At 61.1% G+C, this 13671-nt stretch carries 12 protein-coding genes; 4 read left to right on the forward strand and 8 right to left on the reverse strand.

Annotation, left to right across the window (positions count from 1 at the left end; all coding sequences use genetic code 11):
- Positions 1 to 124: 124 nt before the first annotated feature.
- From adeC to JMV15_RS02580, 3 genes are read right to left on the reverse strand one after another with little or no spacing between them, the layout of a single operon-like run.
- Positions 125 to 1582 carry an AdeC/AdeK/OprM family multidrug efflux complex outer membrane factor gene (adeC, locus tag JMV15_RS02570; protein ID WP_003189337.1) on the reverse strand — a complete coding sequence of 486 codons (1458 nt, stop codon included), beginning with the start codon at positions 1580 to 1582 and terminating at the stop codon, positions 125 to 127.
- A complete protein-coding gene (locus tag JMV15_RS02575) occupies positions 1579 to 4740 on the reverse strand; it encodes an efflux RND transporter permease subunit (protein WP_014717302.1) in 3162 nt (1053 codons plus the stop codon). Before JMV15_RS02575 ends, adeC begins: the two co-directional genes overlap by 4 nt.
- A 3-nt stretch (positions 4741 to 4743) precedes the next feature.
- Positions 4744 to 5892 (reverse strand): efflux RND transporter periplasmic adaptor subunit, encoded by a 1149-nt coding sequence (locus JMV15_RS02580; RefSeq protein WP_014717303.1) that lies wholly within the window; start codon positions 5890 to 5892, stop codon positions 4744 to 4746.
- Between the two features lie 265 nt (positions 5893 to 6157).
- Here JMV15_RS02580 and JMV15_RS02585 point away from each other — a divergent pair, with 265 nt between their 5' ends.
- On the forward strand, positions 6158 to 6790 hold the full coding sequence (locus JMV15_RS02585; protein ID WP_014717304.1) for a TetR family transcriptional regulator: 633 nt from the start codon (positions 6158 to 6160) through the stop codon (positions 6788 to 6790).
- A 266-nt stretch (positions 6791 to 7056) separates the two neighbouring features.
- Here JMV15_RS02585 and JMV15_RS02590 read toward each other — a convergent pair whose 3' ends face one another.
- From JMV15_RS02590 to JMV15_RS02600, 3 genes are read right to left on the reverse strand one after another with little or no spacing between them, the layout of a single operon-like run.
- Positions 7057 to 8112 carry an alkene reductase gene (locus tag JMV15_RS02590; protein ID WP_038449371.1) on the reverse strand — a complete coding sequence of 352 codons (1056 nt, stop codon included), beginning with the start codon at positions 8110 to 8112 and terminating at the stop codon, positions 7057 to 7059.
- Between the two features lie 28 nt (positions 8113 to 8140).
- The gene (locus JMV15_RS02595) at positions 8141 to 9307 is read right to left on the reverse strand and encodes an MFS transporter (protein WP_014717315.1); all 1167 of its coding nucleotides are present in this window, start codon (positions 9305 to 9307) and stop codon (positions 8141 to 8143) included.
- Positions 9308 to 9324: 17 nt separating this feature from the next.
- Complete coding sequence (locus tag JMV15_RS02600; protein WP_003189349.1) at positions 9325 to 9636, reverse strand: ArsR/SmtB family transcription factor; 312 nt, start codon at positions 9634 to 9636, stop codon at positions 9325 to 9327.
- A 155-nt stretch (positions 9637 to 9791) separates the two neighbouring features.
- On the opposite strand from JMV15_RS02600, the gene JMV15_RS02605 reads away from it, so the two are divergent.
- Positions 9792 to 10370 carry an acyl carrier protein phosphodiesterase gene (locus JMV15_RS02605; protein WP_014717316.1) on the forward strand — a complete coding sequence of 193 codons (579 nt, stop codon included), beginning with the start codon at positions 9792 to 9794 and terminating at the stop codon, positions 10368 to 10370.
- A gap of 119 nt (positions 10371 to 10489) precedes the next feature.
- Here the strand turns inward: JMV15_RS02605 and JMV15_RS02610 are convergent, their stop codons facing one another.
- Together JMV15_RS02610 and olsB are read right to left on the reverse strand one after the other, a co-directional pair.
- On the reverse strand, positions 10490 to 11281 hold the full coding sequence (locus JMV15_RS02610) for a lysophospholipid acyltransferase family protein (protein ID WP_014717317.1): 792 nt from the start codon (positions 11279 to 11281) through the stop codon (positions 10490 to 10492).
- On the reverse strand, positions 11281 to 12036 hold the full coding sequence (gene olsB / locus JMV15_RS02615; RefSeq protein WP_003189352.1) for an L-ornithine N(alpha)-acyltransferase: 756 nt from the start codon (positions 12034 to 12036) through the stop codon (positions 11281 to 11283). The genes JMV15_RS02610 and olsB overlap by 1 nt, the downstream gene beginning before the upstream one ends.
- Positions 12037 to 12220: 184 nt before the next feature.
- Between olsB and JMV15_RS02620 the strand changes: the two genes are divergently transcribed.
- Both JMV15_RS02620 and JMV15_RS02625 read left to right on the forward strand, forming a co-directional pair.
- Positions 12221 to 13294, forward strand: coding sequence for a serine hydrolase domain-containing protein (locus tag JMV15_RS02620; protein WP_038449374.1), 1074 nt, complete (start codon positions 12221 to 12223; stop codon positions 13292 to 13294).
- Positions 13291 to 13605: a hypothetical protein gene (locus tag JMV15_RS02625; RefSeq protein WP_014717319.1), complete on the forward strand. Its 315-nt coding sequence runs from the start codon at positions 13291 to 13293 to the stop codon at positions 13603 to 13605. The genes JMV15_RS02620 and JMV15_RS02625 overlap by 4 nt, the downstream gene beginning before the upstream one ends.
- Positions 13606 to 13671 lie beyond the last annotated feature (66 nt).

Genomic DNA, 13671 nt, shown 5'->3' on the forward strand with positions numbered 1-13671 from the left:
GCGGGGGCGATGAAAGTAGGGGAAGGTGGGTTGTGGGCGATGATCGAACGCAAGTTGTAAGGGCAACAATGCAGGCATAAAAAAACCGCTTCCGGCGAGGGAAGCGGTTTTCACACCCGCGCTATCAGAACAACTTCAACGGCGGTGCTTGTTCTTTCAACGGCTCGTTCTTCGCAGTCTGCTCGTTCCAGCCACCGCCGAGGGCCTTGTACAGGTTGACCTCGCTGGTGAGCTGCGCCAGGCGGTCGGTGATCAGCGATTGCTGGGCACTGAACAGTTGGCGCTGGGCGTCGAGGAAGGTCAGGTTGCTGTCGACACCAATGCGGTAGCGACGCTCGGCCAGGCGGTAGTAATCCTGGTTAGCCTCGACGAAGCCGCGCTGGGCATCCAGTTGCTGCTTGTAGGTCGCACGCGCGGCCAGGCCGTCGGAGACTTCCTGGAAGCCGGTCTGGATGGCCTTCTCGTAGTTGGCCACGTTGATCTCTTTCTGGATCTTCGAGTAGTCCAGGCTTGCGCGCAGGCTACCGGCGTTGAAGATCGGGATGTTGATCTGCGGGGCAAACGCCCAGGTTCCCGAACCGCCTTTGAACAGGCCACCCAGGGTAGGGCTGGCAGTACCGGCGCTGGCGGTCAGGCTGATGCTCGGGAAGAACGCCGCACGGGCCGCGCCGATGTTGGCGTTGGCGGCCTTGAGGTTGTACTCGGCTTGCACAATGTCGGGACGACGTTGCAGCAGGTCCGATGGCAACCCGGCCGGCACTTCGCTGAGCAGGTCATCGGACAGCGGCTTGCTGGCGATATTCGCCGGCAGGCCGGTGCCCAGCAGCAGGGTCAGGCTGTTTTCGTCCTGGGCCACCTGGCGGGTGTAACGCGCCAGTTGCACACGGGCGTTTTCCACCGAGGTGCGTGCCTGGCTGAGGTCGAGGGCCGAGGCCACGCCGACTTCATTGCTGCGCGAGGTGAGCTTGTAGCTTTGCTCGAACGCGGCCAGGGTGTCCTGGGTCAGCTTGAGCAGCTCCTTGTCGGCCTGCCAGGTCAGGTAGGCATTCGCCACGCTGGCCACCAGGCTGATTTGGGTGCTGCGACGTGCTTCTTCAGTGGCGAAGTACTTCTGCAGCGCTTCTTCACTGAGGCTGCGCACGCGACCGAACAGGTCCAGCTCATAAGAGCTGATCCCAAGGCCCGCCGAGTACTGGCTGGCGATGGTCGATTCGCCGGTCTGCGACAGCTTGGCCGGGGTGCGCGAACGGCTGCCGTTACCGGTGGCCGACACGGCCGGGAATAGGTCGGCACGTTGGATCTGATATTGCGCCGCATAGGCGTCGATGTTCAGCGCCGCGACACGCAGGTCACGGTTGTTCACCAACGCGGTCTGGATCAGCTGTTGCAGGGCAGGGTCATGGAAAAACTGCTTCCAGCCTTGCTCGGCAGCGGCCTGGCTCGGCGCCTGGGCCGACGAATACGCCGGCCCCTGCGGGAACTGCGCGGCCACCGGCGCTTCGGGGCGCTGATAGTCAGGTATCAGCGAGCAGCCACTGAGCACGAATGCGGTGACGGCTAGGGAAAGTAGCGACTTGCTCATTGGCCAGCCTCTTTAGGAGTTTCAGTAGTGTCTTTCTTTTTGCGTTCGCCAGCGGCGGACACGGTTGCGTAGAACAGCGGCACCCAGAAGATCGCCAGCACAGTGGCCGTGATCATACCGCCGATAACGCCGGTACCGATTGCGTGCTGGCTGCCTGAGCCGGCGCCGGTGGAGATTGCCAGCGGTAGTACGCCGAGCATGAACGCCAACGAGGTCATGATGATCGGGCGCAGACGCATACGGGACGCTTCGATAGCCGCCTCGACGATGCCTTTGCCTTGCTCGTGCAGTTCCTTGGCGAATTCCACGATGAGGATGGCGTTTTTCGCCGCCAGGCCCACCGTCACCAACAGGCCCACCTGGAAGAACACGTCGTTGGACAAGCCGCGCATGCTGGTGGCGATCAGTGCACCGATCACACCCAGTGGCACAACCAGAATCACCGCAATCGGAATCGACCAGCTTTCGTACAGTGCTGCCAGGCACAGGAACACGACCAAAAGCGACAGTGCGTACAGGGCTGGCGCCTGGGAACCGGAAAGGCGCTCTTCGTACGACAGGCCTGTCCAGGCATAACCGACACCGGCCGGCAGTTCTTTGGCAATGCGTTCGACTTCGGCCATCGCATCACCGGTACTGTAGCCCGGTGCCGGGGTACCGAGGATTTCCATCGCCGCTACACCGTTGTATCGCGAAAGCTTGGGCGAACCATAGATCCACTGGCCCGACGAGATAGCCGACAGCGGCACCATTTTCCCGTCGTTGCTGCGCACGTACCATTTGTCCAGATCTTCGGGCGACATACGGCTGGCGGCGTCACCTTGTACATACACCTTCTTCACGCGACCACGGTCGATGAAGTCGTTGATGTAGCTACCACCCAAGGCAATGGCCAGGGTCTGCTGGATATCGGCGAGGCTGATGCCTTGGGCACTGGCCTTCTCGTCGTCAACGGTCAGCTCGTACTGCGGCTCATCGTTCACGCCGTTAGGGCGTACGCCGGCCAGCACCTTGCTTTGTGCCGCAGCGCCCAGGAACTGGTTACGTGCAGCCATCAGCTTGTCGTGGCCGACGCCACCCTGGTCTTGCAGGAACACGTCAAAACCGGTGGCGTTACCCAGCTCCAGCACCGAAGGCGGCACGATGGCAAATACCATGGCGTCCTTGAAGGCCCCGAAGAAGTAACCCTGGGCACGCTTGGCCACTTCGAACACCGACTGGCTCGAATCCCGCTCGTCCCACGGCTTGAGCATCACGAACGCAAGACCCGAGCTCTGGCCACGGCCAGCAAAGTTGAAGCCGTTCACGGTAAACACCGATTTCACTGCCTTGCCTTCGCCTGGCTCGCCTTCCTTGTCGTTCAGCAGGAAGGCGCGCATGTCGTCGACGACTTTTTGCGTGCGCTCAGCCGAAGCACCGACCGGTGTCTGCACCTGGGCGAAGATCACACCCTGGTCTTCCTCAGGCAGGAACGCGCTTGGAATACGGGTGAACATCCAGATCATGCCGGCCAGGATCAGCGCGTACACCAGGAATGCCGGGATCTTGTGCTTGATCATGCCGCCCACGCCGCGCTCGTACTTGAGTACGCCACGGTCGAAGGTGCGGTTGAACCAGCCGAAGAAGCCGCGCTTGGGCTGGCCGTGTTTTTCCGGATCAATCGGCTTGAGCATGGTGGCGCACAACGCCGGGGTGAAGATCAGGGCAACCAGCACCGACAACGCCATCGCCGAAACGATGGTGATGGAGAACTGCCGGTAGATCACACCGGTAGAACCACCGAAGAACGCCATCGGCAGCAGTACCGCCGACAGTACCAGGGCAATACCCACCAGGGCGCCCTGGATCTGGCCCATGGACTTGATCGTTGCTTCCTTGGGCGACAGGTGCTCCTCAGCCATTACCCGTTCGACGTTTTCCACCACGACGATGGCATCGTCCACCAGCAAGCCGATGGCCAGGATCATGCCGAACATGGTCAAGGTGTTGATGGTGAAGCCGCACGCCGCCAGGATCCCGAAGGTGCCCAGCAATACCACCGGTACGGTCATGGTGGTGATGATGGTGGCACGGAAGTTCTGCAGGAACAGGAACATCACCAGGAACACCAACACAATCGCTTCGACCAGGGTGTGAACCACACCGGAGATCGATTCGGTCACGACCGGCGTGGTGTCATACGGCACCACCGCCTTCATGCCTGGCGGGAAGAACGGCTCCAGGGACTTGACTGTTTCGCGGATGGCCTTGCCAGTGTCCAGTGCGTTGGCACCGGCCGCCAGCTTGATCGCCATACCCGAAGCCGGCTTGCCGTTGAACTGTGCACTGATGCTGTAGTTCTGGCCGCCCAGTTCGATGCGCGCGACGTCACCCAGGCGAACCTGGGAGCCGTCGGTGTTCACCTTCATCAGGATCTTGGCGAATTCCTCGGTGCTTTGCAGGCGCGTCTTGCCGATGATCGTGGCGTTCAGCTGGGTGCCGGGCAGGGCAGGCAGGCCGCCCAGTTGGCCGGTGGCCACCTGCACGTTCTGGGCCTTGATGGCATTGCTGACGTCCACTGGCGTGAGCTGGTAGTTGTTGAGCTTGGCCGGGTCGAGCCAGATACGCATGGCGTACTGCGAACCGAACACCTGGAAGTCACCCACCCCCGCGGTACGGGAGATCGGGTCCTGGATGTTGGACACGATGTAGTTGGAGAGGTCGTCCTTGGTCATGCTGCCGTCTTCCGACACCAGACCGATCACCATCAGGAAGTTCTTCACCGACTTGGTCACACGGATACCCTGTTGCTGCACTTCTTGCGGCAGCAGTGGGGTGGCCAGGTTCAGCTTGTTCTGTACCTGGACCTGGGCGATATCCGGGTTGGTACCCTGGTTGAACGTCACGGTGATGGTCATGCTGCCGTCGGAGTTACTGTCCGAGGAGACATAACGCAGGTTGTCGATACCGTTGAGCTGTTGCTCGATGACCTGCACCACGGTGTCCTGCACGGTTTGTGCGGACGCACCTGGGTAGGTCACCTGGATATCAATGGCCGTTGGCGCAATGGCCGGGTATTGGTTGATGGGCAACTTCAGGATCGAGAGTGCCCCGACCAGCATGATCACCAGGGCAATTACCCAGGCGAAAATGGGACGGTCGATAAAAAATTTCGACATGGATTACTCCCCTTGACCAGCAGCGGCAGCAGGCGCTGCGGCAGTACCGGCGGGTTTAGCGTTGGAGGCTTCCGTGACCTTCACCTCGGCGCCTGGCTTGACGTACTGCAAGCCTTCGGTGATGACGCGATCACCGGCATTGAGGCCTTTTTCCACCAGCCAGTAGGCACCGGCGGTACGGTTGGCAACCAGTTCACGTTGCTCGACCTTGTTGTCCTTGTTCACGATCAGCGCCGTCGGAATGCCGCGCAGGTCACGGGTCACGCCTTGTTGCGGAGCCAGGATGGCCTTGCTGTTCACACCGGCCAGCAACTGGGCGTGTACGAACATGCCCGGCAGCAGCACGTGGTCAGGGTTCGGGAACACGGCGCGCAGGGTCACGGAACCGGTGGTCTGGTCGACCGACACTTCGGAGAACTCGAGCTTGCCGTCCTGGGCGTAGGCCGTGCCGTCTTCCAGGGTCAGCTTGACCTTGGCAGCGTTGTCGCCGGCTTTTTCCAGTTGGCCACTGGCCAGGTCGCGACGCAGCTTGAGCATTTCAGCTGAAGATTGCGTGACGTCGACGTAGATCGGGTCCAGTTGCTGGATCACCGCCATGGCGTCGGCCTGGCCATTGCTGACCAGTGCGCCTTCGGTGACCGAAGAACGGCCAATACGCCCGGAGATCGGCGCGTACACCTTGGTGTAGCGCACGTTGATCTGGGCGGTTTGAACGTTTGCCTCGGCAGTCATGCGGTTGGCAACGGCGGTGTCGTATTCCTGACGGCTGACGGCCTGCTCCTCGACCAATTGCTTGTAGCGATCGGTGATGGATTTGGTCTGGGTCAGGCTCGCCTGTGCGCTTTTGAGCGTGGCTTCATACACCGACGGGTCGATCTGGTAGAGCTGTTGCCCTTCCTTCACGTCGGCGCCTTCCTTGAACAGGCGCTTGAGAATGATGCCGTTGACCTGCGGCCGAACTTCCGCAATGCGGAAGGCCGTGGTGCGGCCTGGCAGCTCGGTGGTCAGGGTATAGGCTTGCGGTTGAATGGTGACCACGCCGACCTGAGGGGTTTGAGCGGGCGGTGCCGCTTCTTCCTTTTTACATCCGCTGAGCAGCGATGCCAGGGCGACGGCAGTGACCAGAGCGGTAACAGCTGGCTTAAGTTGCATGAAGATCCTCGGGTCAGGCGCGCAGAGTGCGCACAAGAAGTGTGGAAGGGTAAAAAACAAGCCGTGAGTGGATAAGTAGCTTGCTACGCAATATACTTACGTTCATGGTTGTTTGTAAACTCTTGACAGGCTTCGCGCAATGCTGACAAAGCACCGCTGCAAGCCTCGATTCTAGTACGTTCGGCGCCCATGACGGCGTCGTCCCACAATTATTCAGATGATGGTCAAGTACCATCCACAGTGTCCTGATTGAGGTTTTACTGCCATGGTTCGTCGCACCAAAGAGGAAGCTCAGGAAACGCGCAGCCAGATTCTCCAAGCCGCCGAGCAAGCCTTTTATGAGCGTGGCGTGGCGCGCACCACCCTGGCGGACATCGCCGCGCTGGCAGGGGTGACGCGCGGGGCTATCTATTGGCATTTCAGCAATAAGTCCGATTTGCTCCAGGCCCTGCTCGACACGCTGCACGAACCGCTGGACGAACTGGCCCGGGCGAGTGAAAGCGAGGATGAAGCCGACCCGCTCGGCTGTATGCGCAAGCTGCTGATTCATCTTTACCACGAAGTGGCCCTGGACCCGAAAACCCGGCGCATCAACGAGATTCTGTTTCATAAGTGCGAGTTCACCGATGAAATGTGCGACATGCGCCGCCAACGCCAGACCCACAGCCTGGAATGCAACCTGCGTATCAGCCTGACGTTGCGTAACGCGGTCAATCGCGGGCAACTGCCTGAAAATCTCGACACCACCCGTGGGGCTGTCTGCATACATGCCTTCATCCACGGTTTGATCGGCCAGTGGCTGCTGGTCCCCGATAGCTTTGAACTGCACCAGGACGCCGAGCGCTGGGCTGACATAGGGCTGGACATGCTGCGCCTGAGCCCCAGCCTGCGCAATTGAAACAAAATGCGTAATTGCAACCCGTTGTGTCAACAGTAAAGCCTAAGGACGGTCAATCGTCCTTCTGGCTGATTTGTGGGGTGACTTTATATACGGCCTGGCGAGCGGTTGATAGGTAGCCGGCTAAGTATTTTGTAGCGATATTGTTGCCGTTCTGTGAAGCGATGTTTCCAGGGGACTACAGACAGGCACAAATGTAGGAGGGGGACTTGCCTCTGATACTGTAGGAGCGAGCAAGCTCGCTCCTACAGTATTTGCGGATGACGTTAGATCGGCAGCGTCGGGTAGTCGATGTAACCTACCGGGCCTTTGCCATAGAAGGTCTCCGGATGCGGCTCGTTCAACGGCGCATCAGCCTTCAGTCGCGCCGGCAGGTCCGGGTTGGCGATGAAAGGAATACCGAAGGCCACTGCATCCGCCTTGCCCGCCGCCAGCCAGGCATTGGCGCTGTCTTTGGTGAAACGTTCGTTGGCGATGTACGCGCCGCCGAAGGCTTTTTTCAGCTGCGGGCCAAGGCTGTCTGCGCCTTCTTTTTCACGGGAGCAGATAAAGGCGATACCGCGCTTGCCCAGTTCGCTGGCGACGTAGGTGAAGGTCTCGGCGAGGTTGTCGTCGCCCATGTCATGCGCGTCAGCACGCGGTGCCAGGTGCACGCCCACGCGGCCGGCGCCCCAGACTTCGATGGCGGCGTCGGTGACTTCCAGCAACAGGCGCGCACGGTTTTCCAAAGAGCCGCCGTACTGGTCGGTGCGCTGGTTGGTGCTGCTTTGCAGGAACTGGTCGAGCAGGTAGCCGTTGGCGCCGTGGATTTCCACGCCGTCGAAGCCTGCGGCCTTGGCGTTCTCGGCGCCGGTGCGGTAAGCGTCGACGATGTCGGCGATTTCAGCGGTTTCCAGGGCGCGCGGGGTCGGGTAGTCGGCCAATGGGCGAACCAGGCTGACGTGGCCTTTAGCCTGAACCGCACTCGGAGCCACCGGGGTTTCGCCGTTCAGGTAGGACGCGTGGGAGATGCGGCCCACATGCCACAACTGCAGGAAGATCTTGCCGCCCGCGCCATGCACGGCCTTGGTGATGTTGGCCCAGCCGCGCACCTGGTCGTTGGACCAGATGCCGGGGGTGTCCGGGTAGCCCACGCCCATCGGTGTCACGGAAGTGGCTTCGCTGAGGATCAGCCCGGCGGAGGCGCGTTGCACGTAGTACTCGGCCATCAGCGCATTGGGCACGCGGCCGGCATCCGCGCGGCAGCGGGTCAGCGGCGCCATGATGATGCGGTTCGACAGTTGCAGGTCGCCCAGTGTGATCGGATCGAAAATAGTCGTCATGGGAAAAACACCTTCTCTTTCAAGTTGATCAGTGGGTCGCGGGGGCCAGGTCGGCATTGGCGCCCTGACGGAAAGTGATCAGGGTCACCAGCAGCGCGAGGATGGCCAGCGCCGCGGCGGCCAGTGGCACGCGGGTCAGGCCGAAACCGTGGGCAATCACGCTGCCACCGACCCAGGCGCCGAGGGCGTTGCCAATGTTGAAGGCCCCGATGTTCAGGGTGGACACCAGGTTCGGCGCGGCCTTGCCGAAGGTCACCACGTTGATTTGCAGCGCCGGCACGGCGGCGAACGAAGCGGTGGCCCACAGGAACAGGGTGATTTCAGTCGGTATCACCGCAACGCTGGTCCAGCTCAGCACCGTGCAAACCACCGCCATGCTGATGAACACGCCGATCAAGGTGGCCGCCAGGCGCTTGTCCGCCAGTTTGCCGCCGATGATGTTGCCCACGGTGAGGCCCAGGCCGATCAGCAGCAGCGTCCAGGTCACGCCTTTGGGCGACACGCCAGTGACATCGCCCAGCAGCGGCGCGACGTAGGTAAAGAGGGTAAACATGGACGCGGCAAACAGCGCAGTCATGCTCAGTGACAACCAGATACCGGCGCCCTTGAGGGCGGCCAGTTCGGCACGCATGTCGAGTTTTTCTTCGTCACGCTTGGCGGGCAGGAAGCGAATAAGGCCGATCAAGGCGATCACGCCAATCACGGTCACGGCCCAGAAGGTCGAGCGCCAGCCGGCTTCCTGGCCCAGCGCCGTACCCAGGGGCACGCCCAGCACGTTGGCCAGGGTCAACCCGGTGAACATCAGCGCCACCGCCGACGCACGTTTGTTGGCCGGCACCAGGTTGGCCGCCACCACCGAACCAATTCCGAAGAAGGCTCCGTGGCACAACGCCGTGACCACACGGGCAAACATCAGCACGTTGTAGTCGCTTGCCAGGGCGCAGAGCAGGTTGCCGATAATGAAAATACCCATCAACGCTACCAGCGCCGCCTTGCGTGGCAGCCTGGCGGTGGCCAGTGCCATGAACGGTGCGCCGATGGCCACGCCCAAGGCGTAACCGGTGACCAGCCAGCCGGCGCCGGGAATTGACACACCCAGGTCTGCCGCCACATCGGGCAGCAAGCCCATGATGACGAACTCGGTGGTGCCGATGGCGAAGGCGCTCAGGGCCAGTATGAGTAGCGAGAGGGGCATGTACGTGTCCTTGGTGATTACGGTGCGCTGAGTTCGGTAATGAGCGCAGTGAGAAAGGCTTGGATCACTTCCTCATTGCGCTTGAAAAAGTGCCACTGTCCAGCCTTCTGGCTGCTGATCAGACCCGCACGTTGCAAGGTGGCCAGGTGGGCCGACACCGTCGACTGGGACAAGCCGCAGCGCTGGTCGATCTGCCCGGCGCAGATGCCGTATTCGTGGTTGTGCAATTGCTCGGGGAACTGCACTTTCGGGTCTTTGAGCCAGGTGAGGATGTCTCGTCGTACTGGGTGCGCCAGGGCTTTTATTATTTCGTCGAGGTCGATGGACATGGCAGGGTGCTCGGTGTCGTAAAGCGTTATATCGCGATAAGGCGAACTTTAGATCGTAATATCCCGATATACCAATATAATTTTGATCTGAGGCCAGGTCGAATCGGTATATCGGGTTATAACGATATATTGGTGGCAGTGGTAGACTGCGCGGCATGAATTATCTCGCACATCTGCACCTGGGCGGCCAACTTCCTGCGCAATTGCTGGGTAGCCTTTATGGTGACTTCGTCAAAGGCCGCCTGCAGGGCCAGTTCAGCCCGCAAATCGAAGCGGCGATCCAGTTGCATCGTTCCATCGACCGCTTTACCGATAGCCATCCGCTGGTGGGCGAGGCCTTGTCGCGCTTCAGTCTGACCCGCCGGCGCTATGCCGGGATCGTCCTCGATGTGTTTTTTGACCATTGCCTGGCGCGGGATTGGGCGCTGTATGCCGACCAGCCTCTGGAGCGTTTCACGTCCCAGGTGTATCAGGTGTTGGCGGCTGAACCCGCGTTGCCGGGGCGGCTGGCGCAGATTGCGCCGTATATGGCCGCGGATGATTGGTTGGGCTCGTACCGCGAGTTTGCGGTGATGGACCAGGTGCTGCGCGGGATTTCGCGGCGGCTGACGCAGCCTGAGGAGTTAGGATATGCGATGCAGGAGTTGCGGGTTTTGTATGAGCCCCTGAGTGAGGACTTTCGGCTGTTCTACCCAGAGTTGCAGAAATTTGCACAATCTCAACTGACTACATGAGATCTGAATGTGGGAGCTGGCTTGCCTGCGATAGCGGCCTACCTGTTGAGAATGCTGTGGCTGACCCACCGCCATCGCAGGCAAGCCAGCTCCCACATTTGGATTGTGTTCACATTGCTTCAGGCTGCGAATGCAGGTCGAGCAGCCACTTGCTCTGCTTCCGGCACTGGTCCAAACAACGCCTTCTGCACCGCTTGCTGCGCCTGATACGCCAACGCCGCACGTTCCTGCCCAGTGCAGGCAATCGGCTTGAGCACATGAATCTCTACATCGCCCTGGTCATTGGAAAACAAGCGCATCAGGTGCGAGAGCAAATCATCATCGCCAATAAAGGGCGCCAGCGGGTCGACCTGGCCGTCGCGCAGATACCGAATCGCCACCGGCTGCAGCGACACATCCGCATCGATCGCGCTGGCCAGCAAGCGCCCGTGGAACGTGCGCAGGCCGCGACCGTCGGTGGTGGTGCCTTCGGGGAACATCAGCAAGGGGTGCTGTTGTTCCAGATGACGGGTCATCTGCTTGCGAATCAGTTGGCTGTCACCTGAACCGCGACGAATAAACAGGCTGCCAGCCTTGGCCGCCAGCCAGCCCGCCACCGGCCAGGTACGTACTTCGGCCTTGGACAAAAACGACATCGGCGCCACCATGCCCAGCAACGGGATATCCGTCCAGGACACATGATTGCTCACCCACAGCATCGGCGTTTGCGGCAACTCGCCATGCACCGTCACGCGAAAGGGCAGGGCGTTGGTCAGCCGTGCCATGAAGAAGCGCGACCAACGCTGGCGCCGCACCATCGAGTTAGCCACCCCCAGGCGCTCGAACAGGCCGAACACACTGGCCATGCTCAATCCCAGCCCCACCACTAACAGCACGCGGGCGATGCGCCCGTAAATGCGCAGGCGGTTCATCACATGGCCGCCTTGAAGTGGCGCGCGTAACGCGGGCACAACTCGTCGCGCTTGAGCAGGATAAACACGTCGGCTACCTGGAAGTCTTCATCCCAGCACGGCTCGCCGCAGATCTTCGCGCCCAGGCGCATGTAGGCCTTGAGCAGCGGCGGCATTTCGGCGATGACGTTGGACGGCAAGTCCAGGGCCGGCAGCGGTTTTTTCGGTTCGGCGCGCAGGTGTTCGTTGCACAGGTAGCGCTCGCGCAAGCGCTGCATGATCGCGTGGGCCTGGATGCCGCCATCGTGCATCGGGATGCTTGCGCAGCCCATCAGGTAGCTGTAGCCACCCTGGTTGAGTACCTCGGCCAACTCGCCCCACAACACCGCGATGGTGCCGCCATTGCGATAGGCCGGGTCGACGCAGGTGCGGCCAATCTCCAGAATCGGGCCCTGCAAGTGCAGCAGGCCATGCAGGCTGAATTCTTCTTCGCTGTAGAACCGGCCCAGGGTGCTGGCGGCCTGGTGGTCGAGCAGACGGGTAGTAGCGACGAGTCGACCGCTGTTCAAATCCCGCACGCCGATATGGCTGCAGTGAACATCATAGTCATCCATGTCCAGACCCAGTTCCGCGCCTTTCAGCTTGGCGTTGAACTCGCCGCTGAACACGTTGAACCGCAGGGCCTGGGCTTCCTGCAATGCCTGTGCGCCTACCAGGCGTTCGGCTTGCAGACGGCGTTCATTGCCTTTGTCGCTGATGCGGGCGATCTGAGTCATAGCGAGTCTCCGGGTGCCGGCCAGGTTGCGGCCAGTCGACTTTGTTGTCCAAAGTCAGGCTATGTAGCCTCGGTGTCAGCTCCATGAAGTTACGGTGACGGTTGGATGACAGCCCCCTTGTCGCAAATCTGTCACTGGCGTGAGCTAGGCTCGCGGGCTTGAATGCCCCCTTGAGTTTGCGTCCATGGTCCGAGGCCTGTTGTGCGTTGCCCTGCTGTTTGTCACCCTTAATGCCCGCGCTGAAATCTGGCCTGATAACGAGTGGGCCCTGGGCACAGCCCTCGCCGGTCCCGCTGTCGATGCCCTGGACGCCTACGCTTTCCCACCCCGCGACGATGTCACCCGCACCGGTATTCGCACCGATGCGTTGCTGGTCATTCGTGACGGCCAAATCATTTATGAACGCTACGCCGCGCCCACCACTGCCAGCACGCCGCACCTCACCTGGTCCGTCAGCAAAAGCCTGATGGCTACCGTGCTGGGCGTGGCCTATGGGCAAGGCCGCTTCAAACTCAGCGACCCCGCTGCACGTTTCTACCCGCCGATGAAGCAGCATCCCAAAGTGAGCATGGCCGACCTACTGCACTGGGCCTCGGGGTTGGATTGGCAGGAAGACTACGAATACGCCCCGTTGAAATCTTCGGTGGTGGCGATGCTCTACACCCGTGGCCACACCGACATGGCGCAATTCGCAGCGGATACCGATGCGGTCGCCGCCCCTGGCCAGGCTTTCCGTTATTCCAGTGGCGACAGCAATATCCTGTCCGCCGCGCTCAAGGGCATGCTCGGCCACAAGGCCTACATGACCTACCCGTGGGACGCGCTGTTCCAGCCCCTGGGCATTCGCGACGCAACCTGGGAAACCGATGCTGATGAGACGTTTGTCGCGTCGTCCTATGCCTACCTCACGGCCCGGGATCTGGCACGAGTAGGGCTACTGATGGCGCGGGATGGGCGCTGGGGCGAGCGGCAACTGCTGCCCAAGGACTGGGTCGCCTTCAACCGCAGGCCCTTCGACCACTACAAAGCCGGCCAGGATGAAGCCGTGCCGGGCGGCCATTGGTGGCTCAACACCGGCGCCCCCCAACCCTGGCCCGACGCACCGGCCGCCACCTTTGCCGCGCTGGGGCACTGGGGCCAGGCGCTGTTTGTGCTGCCCGATGAACACCTGGTGATCGTGCGTTACGGCGATGATCGGGATGGTAGTTACCGGCATAACGAACTGCTCAAACGAGTGCTGGCGGCGGTGCGCTCATGATGCGTCGTCATCCGTTCATCAGCGTTTTACTGGTGTTGTTTATCGCACTCTTGGGCTGGGTTTGGCACGAGCGCGTCAACCTGCAAGCCTTCCCTGACATCATCGCGGCGTACACCGCCAAGGAGTATTGCTCGTGCCGGTATGTGGCCAACAACCCTGCGCAGTATTGCCTGGGGTATGTGAAGCAGTACGTGCCAACCAGTGCGTTCACTGACTCGCCGGAACGCAGTGAAGTCACGGCAAGCGGTTTAGGGCGTACGCAGACGGCGCGGTGGTTGGGCGACCGTCAAGGCTGCCGCCTCAACCCCTGACACACCCAAATTCCCCTGTGGGAGCTGGCTTGCCTGCGATAGCGCCAGGTCAGTCAACATCACGGG

The sequence above is a fragment of the Pseudomonas paracarnis genome (assembly GCF_904063055.1).
GTDB classification, from domain to species: domain Bacteria; phylum Pseudomonadota; class Gammaproteobacteria; order Pseudomonadales; family Pseudomonadaceae; genus Aquipseudomonas; species Aquipseudomonas paracarnis.

Excerpts from the sequence above, each read along its gene's own strand:
- JMV15_RS02620 (WP_038449374.1), top strand. The coding sequence starts at position 12,221 with ATGGTCCGAGGCCTGTTGTGCGTTGCCCTGCTGTTTGTCACCCTTAAT.
- adeC (WP_003189337.1), bottom strand. The coding sequence starts at position 1,582 with ATGAGCAAGTCGCTACTTTCCCTAGCCGTCACCGCATTCGTGCTCAGT.
- JMV15_RS02590 (WP_038449371.1), bottom strand. The coding sequence starts at position 8,112 with ATGACGACTATTTTCGATCCGATCACACTGGGCGACCTGCAACTGTCG.
- olsB (WP_003189352.1), bottom strand. The coding sequence starts at position 12,036 with ATGACTCAGATCGCCCGCATCAGCGACAAAGGCAATGAACGCCGTCTG.
- JMV15_RS02595 (WP_014717315.1), bottom strand. The coding sequence starts at position 9,307 with ATGCCCCTCTCGCTACTCATACTGGCCCTGAGCGCCTTCGCCATCGGC.
- JMV15_RS02610 (WP_014717317.1), bottom strand. The coding sequence starts at position 11,281 with ATGAACCGCCTGCGCATTTACGGGCGCATCGCCCGCGTGCTGTTAGTG.
- JMV15_RS02600 (WP_003189349.1), bottom strand. The coding sequence starts at position 9,636 with ATGTCCATCGACCTCGACGAAATAATAAAAGCCCTGGCGCACCCAGTA.
- JMV15_RS02575 (WP_014717302.1), bottom strand. The coding sequence starts at position 4,740 with ATGTCGAAATTTTTTATCGACCGTCCCATTTTCGCCTGGGTAATTGCC.
- JMV15_RS02580 (WP_014717303.1), bottom strand. The coding sequence starts at position 5,892 with ATGCAACTTAAGCCAGCTGTTACCGCTCTGGTCACTGCCGTCGCCCTG.
- JMV15_RS02585 (WP_014717304.1), top strand. The coding sequence starts at position 6,158 with ATGGTTCGTCGCACCAAAGAGGAAGCTCAGGAAACGCGCAGCCAGATT.
- JMV15_RS02625 (WP_014717319.1), top strand. The coding sequence starts at position 13,291 with ATGATGCGTCGTCATCCGTTCATCAGCGTTTTACTGGTGTTGTTTATC.
- JMV15_RS02605 (WP_014717316.1), top strand. The coding sequence starts at position 9,792 with ATGAATTATCTCGCACATCTGCACCTGGGCGGCCAACTTCCTGCGCAA.